The 22416-nt window shown below is 70.5% G+C and carries 17 protein-coding genes; 15 read left to right on the top strand and 2 right to left on the bottom strand.

The annotated features are described in order from the left end of the window. The first annotated feature begins 54 nt into the window (after positions 1-54). From MFF22_RS08110 to MFF22_RS08150, 9 genes are all read left to right on the top strand, one after another. Positions 55-1236 (top strand): class I SAM-dependent methyltransferase, encoded by a 1182-nt coding sequence (locus MFF22_RS08110; protein ID WP_238248501.1) that lies wholly within the window; start codon positions 55-57, stop codon positions 1234-1236. Then, positions 1236-2231, top strand: a complete 996-nt coding sequence (locus MFF22_RS08115; RefSeq protein ID WP_238248452.1) for a Gfo/Idh/MocA family protein — start codon at positions 1236-1238, stop codon at positions 2229-2231. Before MFF22_RS08110 ends, MFF22_RS08115 begins: the two co-directional genes overlap by 1 nt. Positions 2232-2411: 180 nt before the next feature. Then, complete coding sequence (locus tag MFF22_RS08120) at positions 2412-3998, top strand: YcaO-like family protein (protein ID WP_238248453.1); 1587 nt, start codon at positions 2412-2414, stop codon at positions 3996-3998. Further along, the gene (locus MFF22_RS08125; RefSeq protein WP_238248454.1) at positions 3995-4861 is read left to right on the top strand and encodes a sugar phosphate isomerase/epimerase family protein; all 867 of its coding nucleotides are present in this window, start codon (positions 3995-3997) and stop codon (positions 4859-4861) included. The genes MFF22_RS08120 and MFF22_RS08125 overlap by 4 nt, the downstream gene beginning before the upstream one ends. Before the next feature lie 73 nt (positions 4862-4934). Then, positions 4935-6173 carry a glycosyltransferase family 4 protein gene (locus MFF22_RS08130; protein ID WP_238248455.1) on the top strand — a complete coding sequence of 413 codons (1239 nt, stop codon included), beginning with the start codon at positions 4935-4937 and terminating at the stop codon, positions 6171-6173. A gap of 150 nt (positions 6174-6323) precedes the next feature. After that, entirely contained in the window at positions 6324-7082 is a 759-nt protein-coding gene (locus tag MFF22_RS08135) for a PIG-L deacetylase family protein (RefSeq protein WP_238248456.1), read from the top strand. Continuing rightward, positions 7072-7695, top strand: a complete 624-nt coding sequence (locus MFF22_RS08140; RefSeq protein WP_238248457.1) for a uracil-DNA glycosylase — start codon at positions 7072-7074, stop codon at positions 7693-7695. The genes MFF22_RS08135 and MFF22_RS08140 overlap by 11 nt, the downstream gene beginning before the upstream one ends. A 176-nt stretch (positions 7696-7871) precedes the next feature. Further along, positions 7872-8990, top strand: a complete 1119-nt coding sequence (locus tag MFF22_RS08145) for a lysylphosphatidylglycerol synthase domain-containing protein (RefSeq protein ID WP_238248458.1) — start codon at positions 7872-7874, stop codon at positions 8988-8990. A gap of 14 nt (positions 8991-9004) precedes the next feature. After that, a complete protein-coding gene (locus tag MFF22_RS08150; RefSeq protein ID WP_370877585.1) occupies positions 9005-10252 on the top strand; it encodes an ATP-binding protein in 1248 nt (415 codons plus the stop codon). Here MFF22_RS08150 and MFF22_RS08155 read toward each other — a convergent pair. Next, entirely contained in the window at positions 10243-10845 is a 603-nt protein-coding gene (locus MFF22_RS08155) for a glutathione S-transferase family protein (protein ID WP_238248459.1), read from the bottom strand. The genes MFF22_RS08150 and MFF22_RS08155 overlap by 10 nt on opposite strands. Positions 10846-11083: 238 nt before the next feature. On the opposite strand from MFF22_RS08155, the gene MFF22_RS08160 reads away from it, so the two are divergent. Genes MFF22_RS08160 through MFF22_RS08170 form a run of 3 tightly spaced genes read left to right on the top strand, consistent with a single transcriptional unit; the run spans position 11084 to position 15321 of the window. Next, on the top strand, positions 11084-13597 hold the full coding sequence (locus MFF22_RS08160) for a heavy metal translocating P-type ATPase (protein ID WP_238248460.1): 2514 nt from the start codon (positions 11084-11086) through the stop codon (positions 13595-13597). Next, positions 13594-14052, top strand: a complete 459-nt coding sequence (gene cueR, locus MFF22_RS08165) for a Cu(I)-responsive transcriptional regulator (RefSeq protein ID WP_238248461.1) — start codon at positions 13594-13596, stop codon at positions 14050-14052. Before MFF22_RS08160 ends, cueR begins: the two co-directional genes overlap by 4 nt. A gap of 60 nt (positions 14053-14112) precedes the next feature. Continuing rightward, a complete protein-coding gene (locus MFF22_RS08170; protein ID WP_238248462.1) occupies positions 14113-15321 on the top strand; it encodes a M20 aminoacylase family protein in 1209 nt (402 codons plus the stop codon). Positions 15322-15574: 253 nt separating this feature from the next. Here the strand turns inward: MFF22_RS08170 and MFF22_RS08175 are convergent, their stop codons facing one another. Continuing rightward, positions 15575-16891: a leucyl aminopeptidase family protein gene (locus tag MFF22_RS08175; protein ID WP_238248503.1), complete on the bottom strand. Its 1317-nt coding sequence runs from the start codon at positions 16889-16891 to the stop codon at positions 15575-15577. Between the two features lie 224 nt (positions 16892-17115). Between MFF22_RS08175 and MFF22_RS08180 the strand changes: the two genes are divergently transcribed. From MFF22_RS08180 to MFF22_RS08190, 3 genes are all read left to right on the top strand, one after another. After that, on the top strand, positions 17116-17907 hold the full coding sequence (locus MFF22_RS08180; protein WP_238248463.1) for a tetratricopeptide repeat protein: 792 nt from the start codon (positions 17116-17118) through the stop codon (positions 17905-17907). Between the two features lie 583 nt (positions 17908-18490). Next, positions 18491-21190: an aconitate hydratase AcnA gene (gene acnA / locus MFF22_RS08185; protein ID WP_283206161.1), complete on the top strand. Its 2700-nt coding sequence runs from the start codon at positions 18491-18493 to the stop codon at positions 21188-21190. Between the two features lie 489 nt (positions 21191-21679). Beyond that, positions 21680-22387, top strand: a complete 708-nt coding sequence (locus tag MFF22_RS08190) for a metal ABC transporter permease (protein ID WP_238248465.1) — start codon at positions 21680-21682, stop codon at positions 22385-22387. Positions 22388-22416 lie beyond the last annotated feature (29 nt).

Genomic DNA, 22416 nt, shown 5'->3' on the forward strand with positions numbered 1-22416 from the left:
ACGGCTTGATCGACGGGCGTCCACGCCCATTTGCCGGTCCTGTCCGTGAGCGCCATGATCCCCTTCTCCCTCGTCTCGCCCTCGACCGGCCATCCGCTGAAGCCCGATGCCCCGCATGCCCTGCGGGACGCCGAGACCGGCGAGCGCTGGCCGGTCATCGACGGCATTCCCTACCTGCGCATCGGCCGTGAGGCGTTGGTGGAGCGCGTGTTGGCCCATCTCGATGCGGGGGAAGCGGACGAGGCGCTCTGTGCCCTCCTCGCCGACCAGGACGACTGGTGGAACGGCCCGCCAGCCGATCCGGCCGACCTGATGGCGCTGATCCGCGACCGGAAGACCGCCAGCCTGCGCGAGGCCGTGCACCGCCTCGGTTGGGGCCGTGTCGGGGACTATTTTCTCCATCGCTGGAGCGACCCGACCTACCTCGCTGGCCTCGCCCTCCTGGAAGCGCACTGGAACGATCCGATCTGCGTCTTCGAGTTCGCGTGTGGCATCGGCCACTACCTGCGCGAGTTGGCCCGGCGGGGCTGCAAGGTGTCAGGCGCCGACGTGGTGTTCGCCAAGCTCTGGGTCGCCCGGCACTGGGTGGTGGGCGAGAAGGCCCAGTTCGTCTGCTTCGATGCGGGTTCGGAGCACTGGCCGATCCCCGGGGCGCCGGTCGATCTCGTCGTGTGCAACGACGCCTTCTATTTCCTCGACGACAAGGCCCGGGTGCTCGAAGCCCTGCGCCAGATGGCCGGGGACGAGGGCTGGCTGGCCCTCAGCCATATCCACAACCGGGACTGCCCCGGCTTTTCCGCCGGCAAGGCGGTGGCCGTCGAGGACATCGCCGAACTCTTTCCCGATGCCCTGGTCTACGACGACGGGGAGCTGACCCGCGCCCTGGAGGAGACCCGCGCGCCGATCCCACATGAGGTGGCCGACCTGCGCGATTGCGAGGCGTTCTCGCTGGTGGCAGGGCCCGGCATGCGCCCGGCCCCCCGCTCCGTCGTGGATGGCCTGACGCTTCCAAAGGCCGGGACCTCGCTGAGCCTGAATCCGCTCTACGTGCCGGAGGGGAACGACTACGCGATCCATTTCCCGTCGGAGCGGTACGAGGCTGAGTACGGCCCCCGGGTCACCTATCCGCTCCGCTCGCCGGGGCCGGAGCGTATGACCTTCGGCGGCGGCATCGACGCCCCCGAGACCTCCCGCGTCCGGACCCGGGAATTCGTCGACCTGCCGGAGCGGTGGTGATGGCGCCGGTCGGCTGGGGTATCGTCGGCTACGGCTGGGTCGCCCGCGACTACATGGCACCGGGCATCCGGGAGGCCGGACACCGGCTCGTCGCCGTGTGCGATCCGAGTCCGGAGAGCCGGGAGGCCGCCGCGTCGGAAGGGGCCCGCACCCATGCGGACCTTGCGGCCTTCCTCGCAGATCCGGAAATCGAGGCGGTCTACGTCGCGACGCCAAACCACCTGCACCGGGACGCCCTCGAGGCCCTGGCGCGGGCAGGCCTTCCGGTGCTCTGCGAGAAGCCGATGGCGGCGTCCCTGTCCGATGCGGAGGCGATGGTTCGTGCCGTCGACGCCGGCGGCATCTTCTACGGCACGGCCTTCGACCAGCGCCATCATCCGGCCCACCGGGTCATCCGGGCCCGGATCGCGGCGGGCGACCTCGGCACCCTCACGGCTTTGCGGATCGTCTACGCCTGCTGGCTCGGCCGCGACTGGTCCGCGGCCGGTCAGCCGAACTGGCGGATCGATGCGGTCCAGGCCGGGGGCGGCGCGCTGATCGACCTTGCCCCCCACGGGATCGACCTCGTGGACTTCCTCCTCGGTGAGCCCATCGCCGACATCGCGTCCCTCACCCAGATCCGGGCCCAGGACTATGCCGTCGATGACGGTGCCCTGTTGATCGGGCGGACGGAGGCGGGGGTACTGGCGAGCCTCCACGTCTCCTACAACTGCCCCGATGCGCTGCCCCGCCGCCGGCTGGAGGTCGTCGGCACGAAGGGCATGCTGGTGGCCGAGAACACCATGGGCCAGACGCCGGGCGGCAGCCTGACCTTCCACGACGGGGCCACCGGCCGGACGGAATCTGTCGCCTTCGACGGGCAGGCATCGCCCTTCACGGAGCAGGTCCGTGCCTTCGGTTCGGCCCTGCGAAATCCATCGGAGCGCGACGCGTACAGCGCCGTCCGCGACCTGCACACGATGCGCCTCGTGGCGCGGGCCTATGGTCAAAGCTGACGCTGCTCCCTCCCACCCTCGCCCTCATCCTGAGGTGCCGTCGCGCAGCGGCGGCCTCGAAGGAGGGCTCCAGGGATCGTCGCATCCTCTGGATGTCTCCTTCGAGGCCGCTCCGCGGCACCTCAGGATGAGGACCAGGGTGGGATATCCTGAACGACAAGAAGAAAACGGACTGAACACGTGAGCGAAAACCAGGATGAACGCGCCCGCCATGCCCGGCTGAAGGCGCCGCGGCCGTATCGGTTCGGCGCTTCCCGGCGGATCGAGGGCCTGCCCGAGCGGCTGCCCGATCCGGTGCGCGCCTACCTCGACGTGCTGCCGGAGGGACGGATCGTCGGCTTCCCCCTGGCCCCCCTGGACCGGACGGGCGTGCCGGTCTGGTTCGTGGCCCTGTTCCTGGACGATCCGTTCTTCGTGGGCGCGATGCCCTCGGGCATCGGCTATGGCGCCACCGACGACGAGGCTCTGATCGGCGCGGTGGCCGAGATCGCCGAGAACCTGATGCCGTCCCTGGCGGTCCTTCCCCGGGCCAAGGAGCGGGCGAGCTATGACGACCTCGTCCGCGTCTACGGCGCCAAGTCCGTCGCCGACCCGCTGACCCTGTGCCTGCCCGCCGGCTCGCCGGTGGGGCGCGGCACGGTGCTCGAATGGACGCCGACGATCCGCCACGCCACGGGCGAGATCGTGCTGATGCCGCTCGACGTCGCGGCGACGGATTACTTCGAGTTGTCCGAGGGTTACACCCCCTTCACCAACCTCATCACCAATGGCCTCGGCGCCGGGCCGGACGTGCCCTTCGCTCTGGGCCACGGCGTGCTGGAACTGCTCCAGCGGGACGGCAACGGTCTTTTGTTCCGCGCCCTCGACCAGGGGGTGATGCTCGACCTCGACGGGATCGGGCCGGAGAACGCCGCGATGCTGGCCCGGCTGAAGGAGCTCGGCATCCGCGCCCTACCGAAATTCGCCACCGACCAGTTCGGTCTCACCAACCTCTACGTCGTCGGCTACGACGAAGATCCCGACCGCGCCCCGGCACCCATCGCCCTCTCGGCCTGCGGCGAGGCTTGCGATCCCGACCGGGACCGGGCCCTGCGCAAGGCCCTGCTCGAATTCCAGGCCGCGCGGGTGCGCAAGACCTTCGGTCACGGCCCCCTCGACCTCGCCGCCACCGTGACGCCCCCGGGCTACGTGGACTCGTTCATCGAGAAGGCGCTGCCCAGCCTCGACCTGGAGGAAGGCAGGGCCCTGCAGGCGATGCTCGAATGGATCGAGATGCCCAACGCCGACCTGCGCGCGGTGCTCGCCGACACGGTCTACTCCCAGCGCTCGACCAAGCGTTTCTCGGAACTGCCCTCCACGCCGGCCGAAGACGGCCATGCCCGCGGAAAGATCGCCTGCGACCGCCTGCTCGAAGCCGGGTTCGACGTCCTCTACGTCGATTGCTCGCCCCACGGCGGGGGGGTCGGCGTGGTCAAGGCCATCGTGCCGGGCCTCGAGGTCGAGACCATGAGCTATTATCGCATCGGCGAGCGGAACACGCGCAAGCTCATCGAGCGCGATCACCCGCTCATCAAATTCGGCACCGCAAGCGAGACCCTGCGGCCTGTCCGCCTCACCCCGGAGGCCCTGGAGAGCTTCGGCGGCCAGCCCCTCTTCGACGTGGCCCTGGCCGAGCGCATCGTCGGGCGCCACTATCCCCTCTACCGCGAGCCGGAATCGCACCATGCGCCGTTCCGGTTGCAGCAGCGGAAGGGGAGGGCGGCATGACGCTTCGCTTCGCCTACAACACCAACGGCGCCGCCAACCACCGGCTGGACGACGCCCTGCAACTCATCAAGTCGGCGGGCTACGACGGCGTCGCCCTGACGCTGGACATCCACCACCTCGATCCCTTCTCGGCGAACTGGTCCGCCGAGGCCGGGCGGGTGGCGAGCCTGATGGAGAAGCTGGAACTCGCCTGCGTGATCGAGACCGGCGCCCGCTTCCTCCTTGACCCCACGGCCAAGCACGAGCCGACCCTCGTCACCGCCGACGCTTCGGGCCGTGCCCGGCGGGTCGGCTTCCTGAAGCGGGCCTGCGAGATCGGGGCGATGCTCTCGGCCGAGGCGGTCTCGTTCTGGGCCGGCGTGCCGAAGCCCGGCGTGGACCCGGACGAGGCGCGGGGCTGGCTCGCGGACGGGCTGGCCGAGGTGACGGAGTACGCCAAGGTCTCGGGCGTCGTGCCCTGCCTGGAGCCCGAGCCGGGCATGCTGGTCGAGACGCTCGACGACTTCGCCGCCCTCGACATCCCCGGCCTGAAGCTCGCCCTCGACACCGGCCACTGTCTCGTCACCGGCGAGCGGGAGCCCGGTGCGGCGGTGCGGGAATTCGCCGACCGGATCGGCACCGTGGCGATCGAGGACATGAGGCGCGGCAGCCACATCCATCTGCCCTTCGGCGAGGGTGACATGGACGTGCCCGGCGTGCTCGCGGCGCTGGAGGAGGTCGGGTTCGGCAAGCTCGTCTGCGTCGAGCTGTCCCGCGAAAGCCACCGGGCGGACGTGATGATCCCCCAGGCCCTCGACTATCTGCGCACCTGCCGCCGGCCGGGCCCCGTCGTCGCCACCGGGCAGGAGACCCGGCGGCAGTGAGCGGCCGAAGCAGGCTCCCTCCTCCCCGCAGGCGGGGAGAGGGGGGCACCCAGGTTCCGGACATGCAGAACCCATGAGAATCCTCTTCCTCAGCCGCCGCTACTTCCCCGCGATTTCCGGGATGAGCGTCTACGCCCAGAACCTGCTGCGGGAACTCGCCGAGGCCGGGCACGACGTGACCATGGTCTCGCAGTACCGGGGCGACGAATTTGGCACCCGCGTCTACGGCGGCGGCCCGCCACCGCCCGTGCCGGGTGTGAAGGTCATCGGCCTCGAACAGGTGGGTGAGCAGACGAGCGGCGACTTCGAGCGCGACATCGGCACCATGGTCGAGACCATCTGCGCCGAGCACGCGAAAAACCCCTTCGATGTTCTCCACGCTCAATACGGCTACCCGACCGGCTACGCCGTGCTGCTGGCCTCGAAGCGCCTCGGTCTGCCCAACGTGGTCTCGATCCAGGGCGGGGACGGCCATTGGGTCGGCTCCTGCTGCGAGACCCACCGCCTCGGCATGCGCGCCGTGCTCGACCACGCCAACGCCCTGCTCATCGGTGGCCTTTCCTTCGTGAAGGAAGTCTGCGACCGGCTGGGCTCAGACCCCGCCCGGTTCACCATCGTGCCCGGCGCCGTCGACACAGCCCGGTTCGCACAGGGGACGCCGGACGGCCTCCCGCGGGCCCATGCCGGCCCGGTGCGGATGCTCTATCACGGCCGCGTCGACCGCCGGAAAGGCGTGCTCGACTTCATCGAGGCGCTGACCATCCTTCGGGCGCAGGGCACGCCCTTCGCCGCCACGATCTCGGGCATAGGCCCGGACGTCGATCCCGCGAAGGCGCTTGCCGCCGAGCACGGATTCGGCCCGGAGGCGATCCGCTTCACCGGCTACGCCGAGTACGACACCGTCCCTGGCCTCTACCGTGAGGCCGACGTCTTCGCCTCTCCGACCTATGCGGAGGGGTTCTCCAACACCATCCTGGAGGCGATGGCCGCCGGCCTCGCGGTGGTCTCGTGCCATGCGGTGGGCGTCTCGGACTGCCTGCGCGACGGGGAGAACGGTCTCCTCACCGATCCCGGCGATGTGCCGGCCCTGGCGCGCTCGCTCACGCGCATCGTCGAGGATGCGGATCTCCGCCGCCGCCTCGCCGCGGCGGGGCTGGACGAATGCCGCCGGGTCTATTCCTGGCAGGCCGTGGGCCGGCAGATCATGGACGTCTACGCGGCGGTGCGGAACGAACGCCCGGCGCTGGAGGTCCCGGACGAGTTGCCCTTCGACCCGTCCTGTCGCTTCCGCGCCGAGCCGCACCTGCTGTGAGTGACCCTCTACCGTCATTGCGAGCGCAGCGAAGCCATCCAGGGCAGCGGGGCGCCTCCGCAAGTGGCACGTCCCTGGATCGCTTCACTCCGTTCGCAATGACGGGGCGGTTGCGATCGGCCGATGCGACGAACCGGTGAGAGACAGGCCATGCCGACCGCCCTCGCCCTCTCGCCCCATCTCGACGACGGCGCCTTCTCGGCGGGGGGGCTGCTCGCAACCCTGGCCAGCGCCGGATGGCGCGTGGTCATGGCGACGGTCTTCACGCAGAGTGTCGCCGCGCCGGAGGGGTTCGCCCTGGCCTGCCAGCTCGACAAGGGCCTGTCGCCGGACATCGACTATATGGCCCTGCGCCGGGTCGAGGACGACGCGGCCGCCGCCGCCCTCGGCATCGCCGCGCCCCTGCACCTGCCGTTTCGCGAGGCGCCGCACCGGGGCTACGCCTCGGCGCCCGAACTGTTCGCGGACCTGCGCGCCGACGATTCCATCGACCGGGACATTGCCCCAGCCCTGGGCGATCTCCTCGCCACCGAGGCGCCGGACCTGATCCTGGCACCGCAGGCGGTGGGCGGGCATGTCGATCACGTTCAGATGGTGCGCGCCCTGCGCAGCCTCCGGCCCGGCGCCCCGATCCTGTGGTGGCGCGATTTTCCCTATACCGTCCGCGAGGCCACCCCGAAGGAGCCCCTGGCTGGCCTCTTCGCCGACATGCCCCTCCATGCCCTGTCCTTCGAGGGCGGGGCGCAGGGGCGCAAGCTTGCGGCCTGCGCGGCCTATACGAGCCAGATCGGCTTCCAGTTCGGGGGCGAGGCGGGTCTTGCCGAAACGCTGGCCCGGGAGGGCGGCGTCGAGCGCTACCGTCTCTCCGGCCGTCTGCCGGAGCCCTTCCCGGCCCGCGATGCGTCCTGAGCCCGACGCGCCCAAGAGCCTCGCGGATCCGGTCCACCTCGCCGCCCGGCGTTCCATCGCCGATTCGGCCCATGTCGCGCCGATCCGGGCCCTGGCCCGGAGGATCACCGCCGAGCGCGAAGCTCCCGTTCCCGACCCCGATCCCCTGGATGGTGGCGTGGGCGCGAGGCTCCTGCTGCTCCTGGAGACACCGGGACCGATGGTCCTGCGCACAGGCTTCGTCACCCGCGACAGCGCGAACGGCACCGCCGCCAACCTGTTCCGCTTCCTCAGGGAGGCGGGAATCGCCCGGGCCGACACCCTGATCTGGAACGCCGTGCCCTGGGTAATCCACGCCCCCGGCGCGCTGAACCGCGCCCCGAGACGGGCCGAGGCCCGGCAAGCCGAGCCCTACCTCGCCCCCCTCCTCGATCTCCTGGCCGACCTCGCGGTGGTGGTCCTGGCCGGACGGTTCGCGGGCGCCTGCGCGCCGGCCCTGACCGCCCTGCGGCCCGGCCTGCCGCTGATCGCGATTCCCCATCCGAGCCCGACCTATGTCTGTACCTCGCCGGACGTGCCGGCCCGGATCCGGCGGGGCCTCGCCGAGGCGGCGGACATCCTGCGGCGGGGATGAAGGCCTGACGTACCGGCCCGTCCGGGGCGCAGATTGCCCACAGACTCCACAGCCTCGCTGGCCATGACCGTCTGTTCGGCTTACATGGCGGGCGGCGGGCCGCGGTCCGGGATGATCCGGCATGGGGCTTCGAACCCGTCCGGCCCGCGCGAGCGAGGGGACGGACACCGATCAGCATGAATTTCCAGGGGCAGCATCGGGACGATGTCGCCTCGGCCAAACCGGTCGAGGAGACCGCGGAGCAGAAGGCGTCCGGCAAACGGTCACGCCGCAACCGCTATGCGTGGATCGGCACCGCCGCGAGCCTCATCCTGTCAGCGGTCTCGCTCGGCGTCTTGTGGAAGCTCGTCCAGAGCGTGTCCTGGGACGAGGTGCGCGGTGCCCTGGCCGGGGCCTCCGCCCGGCAGCTCGGGCTGGCCTTCCTCTTCGTCGGGGTGAGCTACACCTTCCTCACCGGCTACGATGCCCTGGCCCTGCGGCAATTGCGCATCAAGGTGCCCTATCGGATCACGGCGCTGGCCTCGTTCACGAGCTACGCCGTGAGCTTCACCCTCGGCTTTCCCCTGCTGACGGCGGGGACGATCCGCTACTGGATCTATGCGCGGCAGGGCCTGACGCCCGCCAAGATCGCCGCCCTCACGGTCATTGCGGGCTTCACCTTCTGGCTCGGCATGGGCGTGGTGCTGGGGCTGTCCCTCATCATCGAGGCGGGGCAGCTCGCGGGACTCGCCTTCACCTCCATCGAGCTGAACCAGGGCGTCGGCTTCGCCGCCCTGCTCGCCGTGCTCGGCTACCTCGCCTGGGTGTCGGCCAAGCGCCGGAGCGTCACGGTCAAGCACTGGCGCCTCGAACTGCCCGGCGCCTCGGTCTCGATCGGCCAGATGATCGTCGGCATCGGCGACGTCTGCGCCGCCGCCGCCGTGCTCTATGTGCTCCTGCCGCAGGAGACCGCCATCGGCTTCACCACCTTCCTGGCGATCTACGTCCTGGCGGCGATGCTCGGCATCGCCTCCAACGCGCCGGGCGGGATCGGCGTGTTTGAGGCCACCGTGCTGCTCGCCCTGTCGAGCCTGCCGCGCAACGAGGTGCTGACGTCGCTGCTGTTGTTCCGGGGCTGCTACTACGTGGTGCCCTTCGTGACGGCGCTGGCCATGCTCGGCCTGTACGAGATCGTGAAGCGGGCCGGGGGCTCCCGCGACGGGGGCACCGCCGTCGCGCCGCCGGAGGGCACGGCCGGTCCGTCCGGTAAACCCTTCCCGCCCGGCGACTCCTGGCCGGATCAGCGCGAGCGCTGACGAAGGGGCGGCCGGTGATCGATGATTCTCGCAGGCCGGCAGCCTGGACCGGCGCGGTCATCGCCGGATGCCTCATCCTTCTCTGGCTCCTGTGGGACGGAAGCCTCGGCGCCGGAACCGCGCTGGCGGGTCTCGCTTCCATCGTCCTCGGTGGTCTGATCGGCGGCCGGCGGCGGACGCAGCCCCCGACCCGGCCCATCGCCGGCACCCCGCGCCATGCCGTCGCCGAGGCGCTGCTGGCCCATATCCCCGATCCGGTGATCCTCGTGGACCGGCGCACCCGCGTGCTGGAAGCCAACCCCGCCGCGCGGGCGCTTCTCCCGGCCCTCCACCTGTCCCATCCCCTGGCCTTCGCCCTGCGCAACCCGGAGGTTACCGACGCGGTCGAGATCGTCCTGAGCGGAGGCCCGTCCCAGCGGGTCTCCTATGAGACGCGGGTGCCCCTGGAACGGGCCTTCGAGATCCAGATCGGCGCCCTGCAGGTGCCGGACGGGTCGGGGGCGGGGGCGATGTTGTTCCTGCGTGACCTCACCTCGTCCCACCGCCTCGAATCGATGCGGGTCGATTTCGTCGCCAATGCCAGCCACGAGTTGCGCACGCCGCTCTCCTCGCTCCTCGGCTTCATCGAGACGCTGCAGGGGCCGGCCCGGGAGGATGCCGCGGCGAGGGAACGCTTCCTGGAGATCATGCAGGTCCAGGCCCATCGCATGCGGCGGCTGATCGACGACCTGCTGTCGCTCTCGCGGATCGAGCTCCGCGAGCACGTCGCCCCCACCGGGCTCGTCGATCTCGGGGCGCTCGCCCGGCAGATGGTGGATGCGCAGGCGCCCCTCGCCGCCGCCCGGGGCGCCACGGTCACGTTGGCCGACGGCGCCGGTCCCTATCCCGTGCAGGGGGACCCCGACGAACTCGTCCGGGTGATCGAGAACCTGATCGAGAACGCGGTGAAGTATGGCGGCGGCGAGGTCCGGGTCGGCCTCGCCCGCGATACGGATCCCCGCCTCGGTCCCCGCATCGTGCTGACGGTCGCCGATGACGGGCCGGGCATCGCGCCCGAGCACATTCCCCGGCTCACGGAGCGGTTTTACCGGGTCGATGTCGCGTCGAGCCGGGCCCGGGGCGGCACGGGGCTCGGCCTCGCCATCGTGAAACATGCCCTCCGTCGTCACCGGGGACGGCTGACCATAGAGAGCGAAGTCGGCAAGGGCACGGTCGCCCGCGTCACCCTGCCTGAGCACCGCCGGGGGACGAGTCAGGGCTGATACGGTCCGATCCCAAGCCCGTCCTCCACCCGGCTGATCCAATCCCTGACGCCGGGGAACGAGGTGAGGTCGAAGCCGCCTTCGTGGGCCATCCGGGTATAGGCCACGAGGGCCACGTCGGCGAGGCTGAGAGTGTCTCCGGCGAAGAAGGAAGTCTTCGACAAGCTCGCCTCCATCAGGGCGAGGGCGGCGTTGCCCCGCTCCTCCAGCCGCGGATCGAGGTCGGCGGGGTCGCGGCGGAGGTAATGGAGCTGGTAGCGCCGCACGGCGATGGCGGGCTCGTGGCTGTACTGTTCCCAGAACATCCACTGCAGCATCCGCGCCCGCGCCAGGGCGGCGTGCGGGATGAGCGCGGAGCCTTCCGCGAGGTAGGCGATGATGGCGTTCGACTCCGAGAGGACCTCGCCCCCGGGCAGGACGACGAAGGGAACGCGCCCCGGGGGATTGAGGGCCAGCATCTCCGGTGTCCGCGTGCCGCCGGCCGGTACGTCGACCTCCCTCCACGTGAAGGGGAGGCCGAGATGGGCGGCGACCCAGCGCACCTTCAGGCAGTTTCCCGAGCCCGAATCGCCGAAGATCGTCAGCGGCTGCATACCCGGCCTTCCCGGCGCGAGGCGGCGAATCCCGCCCTCCGACGCCGATTTTGGATCCTGCGGCGGAGTGCCGGTCAAGCTTGCGGTTCGTCTGCGATCGTTTCAATTCTTGAAACGCGCTTTTGAACGTGTCGGCGTCAGGCGGTGGGACCGCCCGCGCATGCGTCCCGGATCCCGATGCTTTCCAGACCGGCCTGCCCTTGACCTTCCCACGGTGGGAAGGTCCATCTGAGGGGGCATGGATACGAACGCTTCATCCTCCGTGCCCGGTCCGATCCGCCTGAACCTGCCCGTCGAGGGCATGACCTGTGCGGGCTGCGTCTCGCGCGTCGAGCGAATCCTGGCCGGCTTGCCCGGCGCCGGGGACGTGGCGGTCAACCTCGCCACCGGCCGAGCGAGCCTCGCGCTCAAGGGCGGCGCCGGGCCGGCGGAGGTCGCCGCGGCCCTGGCAGGGGCCGGCTACCCGGTGGCGTCCACCGAGACCGTCCTCGCCGTCGAGGGGATGCACTGCGCCTCCTGTGTCGGGAGGGTCGAGAAGGCCCTCGCGGCCGTCCCCGGCGTGACCGAGGCGAGCGTCAACCTCGCCACGGGCCAGGCGCGGGTGCGGCACGGTGAGGGCGTGGTTGCCCCCGTCGCCCTCGCGGCGGCGGTGCGGGACGCAGGCTTTTCCGCGGTGCTCCCGTCCGAAGCGCCGTCCGTCGATCCGGCCGTGAGGCGGGAGGCGGAGGCGCGGGAGCTCCGGCGGGATTTTATCGTCGCCGCCCTGCTTTCGGCGCCCCTCGTGGTCCTCGACATGGGGAGCCACGTTGCCGGGCTCGGGATGCCGGCGGTCGCCCACGGCGCCGCGGCGGGCCTCGTCCAGGCCGCTCTGGCGACCGTGGTCCTGGCGTGGCCGGGGCGGCGCTTCTTCCTGAAGGGCATTCCCGGCCTCGTCGGCGGGCATCCGGACATGAATGCCCTCGTCGCCCTCGGGTCGGGGGCCGCCTACCTCTATTCCTTGGTCTCGGTGCTGCTGCCGCAGGCGTTGCCCGAGGGGGCGGCGCATCTCTACTTCGAGGCGAGCGCGCTGATCGTCACGCTGATCCTGCTGGGACGCAGCCTGGAGGCCCGGGCCCGGGGGCGTACCGGGCAGGCCATCGCCCGGTTGATGGACCTGTCGCCGAAGACGGCTCGGGTCGTCCGCGACGGCAGCGAGCAGGAAGTGCCGCTGGCGTCCCTCGTGGTTGGCGACATGGTGCGGGTCCGGCCCGGCGAGCGGATCGCCGCCGACGGGACGGTGGTCGCGGGCGAGAGCCGGGTCGATGAGAGCATGGTCACGGGCGAGCCCGCCCCGGTGCGCAAGGCCCCCGGTGCCGCGGTGGTGGGCGGCACGCTCAACGGCGGCGGCAGCCTCGACCTGCGGGTCGGCGCGGTCGGTGCCGCGACGGTGCTGGCGCAGATCGCGGGCATGGTCGAGCGGGCGCAGGGCGGCAAGCTGCCGATCCAGGCCCTCGTCGACCGGGTGACCGGCCGCTTCGTGCCGGCGGTCATCGGGATCGCCCTTGCGACCTTTCTCGCATGGCTCGCCCTCGGTCCGTCGCCGGCCCTCGGCCCGGCCCTGGTCCATGCGGTGGCGGTGCTGATCATCGCCTGCCCCTGTGCCATGGGCCTCGCCACCCCCACCGCCATCATGGTCGGCACCGGCCGCGCGGCGGAACGGGGGGTGCTGTTCCGGGACGGTGCCGCCCTCCAGGCACTGCAGGGTGTGAAGATCGTCGCCCTCGACAAGACCGGCACCCTCACGGAAGGCCGCCCGGCGCTGGCCGGATTCGACACCGTCGCCGGCCTGTCCGAGGACGAGGCCCTGCGCCTTGCCGCCGGACTGGAGGAGCGTTCCGAGCATCCCCTTGCCGGGGCGATCATCGCGGCGGCGCGGGGGCGGAGCCTCGCCGTGCCGGAGGCGGAGACTTTCGCCGCAGACGAGGGGTTCGGCGTGACCGGTCGGGTGGCCGGACGTACGGTCGCGGTGGGCGCCCCGCGCTACCTCGACCGCCTCGGCATCGCCCGCGATCCCGCCCTCGTCGCGCGGGCCGAGGACTGGTCCGCCGCTGGCCTGAGCCCCGTCCACATCGCCCTCGACGGGCGCCATGCGGCGGCCCTCGCCGTCACCGATCCGATCAAGGCCGGGGCGCGGGAGGCGGTGGCGGCCCTGCGGGACCAGGGAATCGCCGTGGCGATGGTCACGGGCGACGATCCCGGCGCCGCCAGGCAGGTTGCGGCGCGCCTGGGCATCGCGGAGGTGGCGGCGGGGGTCCTGCCGGGGGGCAAGGCCGAGGCGGTCCGGCGGTTCCGGGCGACCCACGGGAAGGTGGCGTTCCTCGGCGACGGGGTGAACGACGCCCCGGCCCTGGCCGAGGCGGATGTCGGCCTCGCCGTCGGCACCGGCACGGACATCGCGATGGAGAGCGCGGACGTGGTGCTGATGTCGGGCCGGCCCGACACCCTCGTCACCGCCTTCGACCTGTCGCGGGCGGTGATGGCCAACATCCGGCAGAACCTGTTCTGGGCCTTCGCCTACAATGCCGCCTTGATCCCCCTGGCGGCGGGGCTCCTCGTTCCCTTCGGCGGGCCGGCGCTGTCGCCCATCCTGGCGGCGGGGGCGATGGCGCTCTCCAGCCTGTTCGTCCTGGGCAACGCCCTGCGGCTCCGCCGGGCCGGGGCGGGGGCGCTGCCCGAGGGGACCGTCCCCCAACCCGTGGAACGGACGGCATGAGCGAGGACACGGTCACGGTCGGCGAGGCGGCGCGGCTCACCGGGGTCTCTGCCAAGATGATCCGCTGGTACGAGGCCCGGGGCCTGCTACCCCCGGCCCCCCGCTCGGCCTCCGGCTACCGCCGCTACGGTGAGGCCGAGATCCGCACCCTCCACTTCGTCCGCCGGGCCCGGGATCTCGGCTTCGACGTCGAGGCCATTGCCGAGCTGCTCGCCCTGTGGAGCGACCGCGACCGTCCGAGCGCGGCGGTGAAGGCCATCGCCAGGACCCGCATCGCGGAGCTGCGCCGCCGCATTACCGCCCTCGAAGGGATGGCCCGCAGCCTGGAGCGCTTGGCCGCCGATTGCTGCGGCGACGAACGCCCGGACTGCCCGATCCTCGACGACCTGTCGGCGGGGGAGGCCCCCCCTCCATCCCCGGGGAAGACCGTCCGCAGGCGGATCGGCATGGGTTGACGCCGGATCTGGCCTCCGGCTTGCTCGGGTCCCGGACCCTCCGCAGCGAGTCCCAGACGGATGCCCGTCCCCGAACCGATCAAGGCCCTCGTTGGCGCCATGGCGACGTGGCGGCAGACGCTCCACGCGCAGCCGGAACTGCTCTATGACGTGGAGCGCACCGCCGCCTTCGTTGCCGAGCGCCTGCGCGAGTTCGGCTGTGACGAGGTCGTCACGGGCATCGGACGGACGGGTGTGGTCGGCGTCGTGCGCGGTCGCGGCGGGCGCTCGAACCGGGCCATCGGCCTTCGCGCCGACATGGACGCCCTGCCGATCCAGGAGGTCCGGGACCTGCCCTACCGGTCCACCGTCCTGGGGAAGATGCACGCCTGCGGCCATGACGGGCACATGGCGATGCTCCTGGGGGCCGCCCAATACCTCGCCAAAAGCCGCGATTTCGATGGCAGCGCGGTGCTCATCTTCCAGCCTGCCGAAGAAGGCGGGGGAGGGGGCGAGGCGATGGTCGAGGACGGCCTGATGGAGCGCTTCGGCATCGAGGCGGTCTACGGGATGCACAACATCCCCGGCATGCCGGTCGGCACTTTCGCCGTTCGTCCCGGCCCGATCATGGCGTCCACTGATCGCTTCACCATCACCATCGAGGGGCGCGGCGGCCACGCCGCCCTGCCGCAGAACGCCGTGGACAGCGTGCTGGTGGCGAGCCACGTCATCATCGCCCTTCAGAGCATCGTATCGCGCAACCTCGACCCGCTGCAATCGGCCGTCGTGTCGGTCTGCGCCCTCGACGCCGGCGAGGCCTTCAACGTCCTGCCCCAGTGCGTGACCATGCGCGGCACGATGCGGACCCTGTCCCAGGACGTGCGCAGCGCCGTCAAGGAGCGCATCGACGCCCTGGTTCGGGATGTCGCCGCGGCTTTCGGCGCCACAGGCACGGTGGATTTCGGATCGAGTTACCCCGTCACGGAGAACCACCCCGCCGAGACGGAGTTCATGGCCGACGTGGCCGAGGCCCTCGTCGGGCCGGAGCGTGTCGACCGGGCGGTGGCGCCGATGATGACCGCGGAGGATTTCTCCTACATGCTCGGCCGCCGGCCGGGCGCGTACATGTTCATCGGCAACGGCGACAGCGCCTCGCTGCACCACCCGCTCTACGACTTCAACGACGAGGCCGCCCCCTACGGCGCCGCCCTCTGGGCCCAGTTGATCGAGACCGGATTGCCGATGGGGGATGAGGGACGGGCGGTCGTGAGCAATCGACCGGCGCCGTAACGGCGGAATCGAACGGGTCGTTTCAGCGTGCCTCGTCGTCTACCCCTCATCCCGAGGTGCGGCGTCAGGCGCCTCGAAGGCCTCATCCTGAGGTGCCGCCGCAGAGCGGCGGCCTCGAAGGAGGGCTCCAGAAGGCTCCGCGATCCCTGGAGCCCTCCTTCGAGGCCCGCTGGGGCGGGCACCTCAGGATGAGGTTGAGGGTGGGGCCTAATCAGCTCGATTGGCAGTCGGCCCCCGCTGGTGGAAACGGGCGTCAGCCCCCGTAGCGCGCCTTCAGGAGCGCGTAGGACAGCCGCGCCGTCTGCACCTCGCCGCCTTCCGGACGACCGGGCTTGGTGGAGGGGTTCCAGCCGTAGAGGTCGAAATGGCCGTGCCTCTTCGTCTTGGGGGCGAAACGGCGGAGGAACAGGGCGGCGGTGATCGCTCCGGCGAAGGGGCCGTTCGAGACGTTGTTCAGGTCGGCGACCTTCGACTCGAGCAAGGAGGCGTAGGGCTGGTGCAGGGGCATGCGCCAGACCGGGTCGAAGGCCCGCGCTCCGGCTGCGGCCACCTCCTGCGCCAGATCCTCGTCCTCCGTGAAAAAGGCCGGCAGGTCCGGGCCGAGGGCGACCCGGGCGGCGCCGGTCAGGGTCGAGAAGTCGAGGATCATCTCCGGCGCGTCCGCGTCGGCGAGCGCCAGGGCGTCGGCCAGGATGAGACGTCCCTCCGCGTCGGTGTTGCCGATCTCGACCGAGAGCCCCGCCCGGCTGCGCAGCACGTCGCCGGGGCGGAAGGCGTTGCCGGCGACCGAGTTCTCCACCGCCGGAACCAGCACGCGCAGGCGGAGCTTGAGGCCCGCGCCCATCACCATGTCGGCCACCGCCAGGGCCACCGCCGCCCCGCCCATGTCCTTTTTCATCAGCAGCATGGCTGAGGAGGGCTTGATGTCGAGGCCCCCCGTGTCGAAGGCCACCCCCTTGCCGATGAGGGTCACGCGCGGGGCGTCCTGCGGACCCCAGGTCAGGTCGATCAGCCGGGGTGCCCGCGCCGCGGCGGCGCCCACGGCGTGGATCAGGGGGAAGTCGCGTTCGAGGTCGGCGCCCTGCACCACGGTGATCGCGGCCCCGTGCCGCTCGGCCAGGGCGCGGGCGGCGGCCTCGATCTCCGCCGGTCCGAGGTCGTTTGCGGGGGTGTTGACGAGGTCGCGCCCCAGGGCGACCGCGGCGGCGACTCGGCTTACCTCCTCCGTCTCGATGCCCTCCGGCGCGACGAGGGCCGCCTTACCGTTCTCTCCCTTGCGGTAGCGGTCGAAGCGGTAGCTTCCCAGCAGCCATGCCAAGCTCGCCATCACCGGGTCCGGCGCCCCTTCCAGGCGGTAGGAGCCCGCCGGCAGGAGGCCCGGCAACCGCCCGGTCACGAGGGCGTCGGCACCGGGCGCATCCGGGTCGCCGAGGCCGAACAGGATCCGGCTCAGATTGCCGTCCGCGCCGGGAAGGAACGCGATGCTGCCCGGCTTGCCGGTGAAGCCCGTCGCCCAGGCGAAGGCCCGCTCGGCCGGGTTCAGGCCGTCCTCCCAGCCGCTCGCGCGCATGCAGGCCACGCCGATGGCGGGCGTGTCCGTGGGGAGAAGCGCGGCGATGGAACTCGACTCGGCTGCGGCTTGGCTCATGGACCCTCGCATCGTCGGCGGGGCCGCCGCCCGGCGGTCCCTTAACCCGTGATTAGGCTTAACGGTCTATCACCAGGGCGTCGGGACGGAGAAGCGCCATGCGTGCACCCGCCCCCTCCCCGCAGCGAGCCCCCGCGGAGCGTGACATGACATCGGCCCCGATTGCCCGCCGTGGGATCGCCGCGCTGTGCGCCCTCGGTTTCGCCCTGGCGCTCGGCGCCTGCAATACCGATTCCCCCGAGACGACCGGCTCGATCGGTAATGTCAGCGCCTCGGCCTCCGCGGCCGCCTCGGCGCGTCGCGACCTCGACGGCCTCGCCGAGGCGTACAAGGCCAATCCCGGGGACGCCCGCACCGCCTTCCGCTACGCCCGGGCGCTCCGGGCCACCGACCAGATCACCCAGGCGAGTGCCGTGCTGCAGCAGGCGGCCCTGCGCAACCCGAAGGACACGGTGATCCTCGGCGCGTACGGAAAGTCGCTGGTGGAAGCGGGGCGCTACCGCGAGGCGCTCGACGTGCTCGCCAACGCTCACACCCCCGCCAACCCCGACTGGCGGATCCTCTCGGCGGAGGGGTCGGCCTCGGCGCAAATGGGCGATCAGGCCCGCGCCCAGGGCTTCTATGAGGCCGCCCTCAAGATCCGCCCCAACGAGCCGTCGCTCCTGTCCAATCTCGGCCTGTCGTACGCGTTGTCGCGGGACCTCGACCGGGCCGAGGAGACCATGCGTCTCGCCGTCGCGCAGCCCGGCGCCGACGCGAAGATGCGCGCGAACCTTGCCCTCGTCCTGGGGCTCAAAGGCCGCTACCCCGAGGCCGAGGCGGTCCTGCGCCAGGACATGGGCCCGGATGAGGCAGCCGCCAACGTCGCCTCGCTGCGCCGGCTCGCCGCCTCCCCGAGCAAGTTCAAGGACGGGCTCGCCAAGGCGCAGCGCGGGTAAGGTTCGACCGACCGCAACAGGCGTCATGTCTCCCGTCTTTGCGAGCGGAGCGAAGCAATCCAGGGCAGCGGAACCTGGACGGATGTGGCGGATCCCTGGATCGCTTCGCTCCGCTCGCAAAGTCGGTGGAGCGGGCGATCCAGATCAAACCGAAACCGCACTCGCCTGCATTGCTTCGCTGACGCTCCTAAAGACGGTGGGCGTCCTGGCTCGGCCGCAGGGCGCGACGGAGCCCGCCGAAGGGGGCGGGCAGGCACGCCGCGCACGACACCGCTTCGCGCCTGTCATCACAGGCCGGTAGCGGTCAAATTCGAAAAGTTCTATACGGGCCACGGCTGCGCCGCGCGGCATTCGGGCGTCCAAATCGCCCCCCGCGCACCGTTCGATCCGGGCACTCCCGGGGCGGCGCGCGCCCGTCGGGCGCTAAGAGCCTCTCACGAAACTCCCGATCACCGGGAGTTCTCCTTCTGGCCACCTCGGCGCAGCGGGAGTTTCGTGAGGAGCTCTGACCAGGCCGAACACCTCCGTGGCGCGGGTTATGCCTGCGCGTGTTCGACAATTCGCAGCGAGGATACGACCAGCCGTGGCATCTCTCGACAGCTTCAAGGCCCGCCAGACCCTGACCGCAGGGGGCAAGACCTACACCTACTATTCGATCCCCGAGGCCGAGAAGAACGGCCTCGCCTCCGCCACCGCTTTGCCCTTCTCCATGAAGGTGATCTTGGAGAACCTCCTTCGGTTCGAGGACGAGCGCTCGGTCAAGAAGGCCGATGTCGAGGCCGCCGTGGGCTGGCTGGAGCAGAAGGGCAAGGCCGAGGTCGAGATCGCGTTCCGCCCGAGCCGCGTGCTGATGCAGGACTTCACCGGCGTGCCGGCGGTGGTCGACCTCGCCGCGATGCGCGACGCGATGGTGGCGCTCGGCGGCGACCCACAAAAGATCAACCCGCTGGTGCCCGTGGACCTCGTGATCGATCACTCGGTCATCGTCGATGAGTTCGGCACCCCGAAGGCGCTCGGTGAGAACGTCGCCCTCGAATACGCCCGTAACGGCGAGCGCTACACCTTCCTGAAGTGGGGCCAGTCGGCCTTCGACAACTTCTCCGTCGTGCCCCCGGGCACCGGCATCTGCCATCAGGTGAATCTGGAATACCTGTCGCAGACCGTCTGGACGAAGAAGGAAGGCTCCGAGGAGATCGCCTACCCGGATTCCCTCGTCGGCACCGATTCGCACACCACGATGGTGAACGGGCTGGCCGTGCTCGGCTGGGGCGTCGGCGGCATCGAGGCCGAGGCGGCCATGCTCGGCCAGCCGCTCTCCATGCTGATTCCCGAGGTCGTCGGCTTCAAGCTGTCGGGCAAGCTGCCCGAGGGCACCACCGCCACCGACCTCGTGCTCACCGTCACGCAGATGCTGCGCAAGAAGGGCGTGGTCGGCAAATTCGTGGAGTTCTACGGCCCCGGCCTCGACGACATGCCCGTCGCCGACCGCGCCACGATCTCCAACATGGCCCCGGAATACGGCGCGACCTGCGGCTTCTTCCCCGTCGACCAGAAGACCATCGACTTCCTGAAGGTCACCGGCCGGGCCGACGACCGGATCGCCCTGGTCGAGGCTTATGCCAAGGCGCAGGGCATGTGGCGCGACGCGCAGACTCCGGACCCGGTCTTCACCGACACCCTCGAGCTCGACATGGGCACGGTGCAGCCTTCCCTCGCCGGCCCGAAGCGCCCGCAGGACCGGGTGCTGCTCACCGAGGCCAAGACCGGCTTCGCTGGCTCGATGCAGAGCGAGTTCAAGAAGGGCGGCGACATCTCCGGCCGCTTCCCGGTCGAGGGCACCAACTTCGACATCGGCCACGGTGACGTGGTGATCGCGGCGATCACCTCCTGCACCAACACCTCGAACCCGAGCGTGATGATCGGCGCCGGCCTCCTCGCTCGCAATGCGGTCGCCAAGGGCCTGCGCTCCAAGCCGTGGGTGAAGACCTCGCTGGCGCCCGGATCGCAGGTTGTGGCCGAGTACCTTGAGAAGGCGGGCCTTCAGGACAGCCTGGATGCGCTGGGCTTCAACCTCGTCGGCTTCGGCTGCACCACTTGCATCGGCAATTCCGGCCCGCTGCCGGCGGCCGTCTCGAAGGCAATCAACGACAACGATGTCGTGGCCGCCGCCGTTCTCTCCGGCAACCGCAACTTTGAGGGCCGGGTGAACCCCGACGTCCGGGCGAACTACCTCGCCTCGCCGCCGCTGGTCGTCGCCTACGCGCTCGCCGGCTCGATGCAGATCGATCTGACCACGGAGCCGCTGGGGACTGGGTCGGACGGCCAGCCGGTCTACCTCAAGGACATCTGGCCCTCGGCCGCCGAGATCCAGGGCTTCATCGAGAAGACCATCACCTCCGCGCTGTTCAAGAGCCGCTACGCCGACGTGTTCGGCGGTGACGCCAACTGGAAGGGCGTCGAGGTGACGGAGGCCGAGACCTTCGCCTGGAACGGCGGCTCGACCTACGTGCAGAACCCGCCCTACTTCGTCGGCATGCAGAAGACCCCGGCGCCGGTCACGGACATCGAGGGTGCGCGCATCCTCGGCCTTTTCCTCGACTCGATCACGACGGACCACATCTCGCCCGCCGGCAACATCCGCGCGGCCTCGCCGGCTGGTGAGTACCTGCAGTCGCATCAGGTGCGCGTGCAGGACTTCAACCAGTACGGCACGCGCCGCGGCAACCACGAGGTGATGATGCGGGGTACCTTCGCCAACATCCGCATCAAGAACCAGATGGTCCGCGATCCGTCGGGCAACGTGGTCGAGGGCGGCTACACGCTGTTCCAGCCGTCCGGCGAGAAGATGTTCATCTACGACGCGGCGCAGAAGTATGCCGCCGAGGGCACGCCTCTGGTCGTCTTCGCCGGCAAGGAATACGGCACCGGCTCTTCCCGCGACTGGGCGGCGAAGGGCACCAAGCTGCTCGGCATCCGCGCCGTGATCGCCGAGAGTTTCGAGCGCATCCACCGCTCGAACCTCGTCGGGATGGGCGTCGTCCCCCTGGTCTTCCAGGGCGACACCAGCTGGGACTCGCTGGGCCTCAAGGGCGATGAGACCGTCAGCATCAAGGGCCTGTCCGGCGAGCTGAAGCCGCGCCAGACCCTGGTCGCCGAGATCAAGTCCTCGGACGGCTCGGTGAAGGAGGTCCCGCTGACCTGCCGCATCGATACGCTGGATGAGCTGGAATACTTCCGCAACGGCGGCATCCTGCCCTACGTGCTCCGCTCGCTGGCGGCGTAATCGAGACGACGGCTTTCCCCCTGGCGGGGGAGGGAAGGGGGGCGGTGCCGGCCGGCACTGCCCCTTTTTTGTGTCCGTGTCGTTGGGCGGAAAGGCCGCTCCCACCCTGCCTCATCCTGAGCGTCTGGGCCGGGAAGTCAGCGGTTCTTCCACACTCGCCCTCATCCTGAGGCGCCGGAGCGGAGCGGAGGCCTCGAAGGAGGGCTCCAGAGATCGCAGAGCATTCTGGAGCCCTCCTTCGAGGCGGCTGACGCCGCACCTCAGGATAAGGGGGGTTGAGAAGAGTAAGCGGCTTTCCGGTCAGGCTCTCAAGAGAAGGGAGGGGTGGAACGCAGGTTGAGCCGATCCCCGCAGAGCATCGCGCCGGACCGGATGGCTTCGCCTCGCGAAGCCGGAAGACGTGTCATCGGAGCGCAGATCAATCGTGCACAAGGTTGTCCCCGCCCGGCGCCGCCCCATGTCCCTGGTCCCGTAGCCAGGACATTCTTCATGACGATTTTCGCGAGGAAGACCCTTGCAGGCTTCACCGCCGCCGGCCTCATCGGGCTGACGAGCCTCGCCCATGCCGCCGCGCCGGAGCGCCTGCGCGGGACGATCGAGTCGGTCGAGCCGAATGCCATTACCCTGAAGACCCGCGACGGCAAGACGGAGCGCGTCGCGCTGGCCGACGACGCCAAGGTGTCGTGGGTGATCCCCGCGAGCCTCGATCAGATCAAGGAAGGCACGTTCATCGGCACCGCCACCAAGGGTGAGAACCCGATGACGGCCCTGGAGGTCGTGCTGTTCCCCGAGGCCATGCGCGGCACCGGCGAGGGGCAGTATCCCTGGGACGAGATCGCCGACACCACCGCAAGCGGCGGCGCCAAGGTGAAGAGCGCCATGACCAACGGGACGGTCAAGGCCGAGACCACCGGCAGCACCGCGGCGCCGAAGGTCAAGAGCGCGATGACCAACGGCACCGTGAAAGCGGATTCCGGCGGCAAGGGCGGCACGCGGACCCTGACGGTCAACTACGGCAGCGGCCAGTCGAGCACGATCCTCGTGCCGTCGTCGGCGCCGGTCGTCACCTTCGAGCCCGCCAACCGCAGCGTCCTGAGCACGGGGGCCAAGGTGTTCGTGGTCGCCACCCGCAACGAGGGTGGTTTCACCGCCACCCGCGTGGCCGTCGGCAAGGACGGCCTCACCCCGCCGATGTGATCCACGGCCTGTTCCAATCCATTCCACTG

Origin of the sequence: Methylobacterium persicinum, assembly GCF_022179525.1 — a bacterium.
Taxonomy (GTDB): Bacteria; Pseudomonadota; Alphaproteobacteria; order Rhizobiales; family Beijerinckiaceae; genus Methylobacterium; species Methylobacterium persicinum.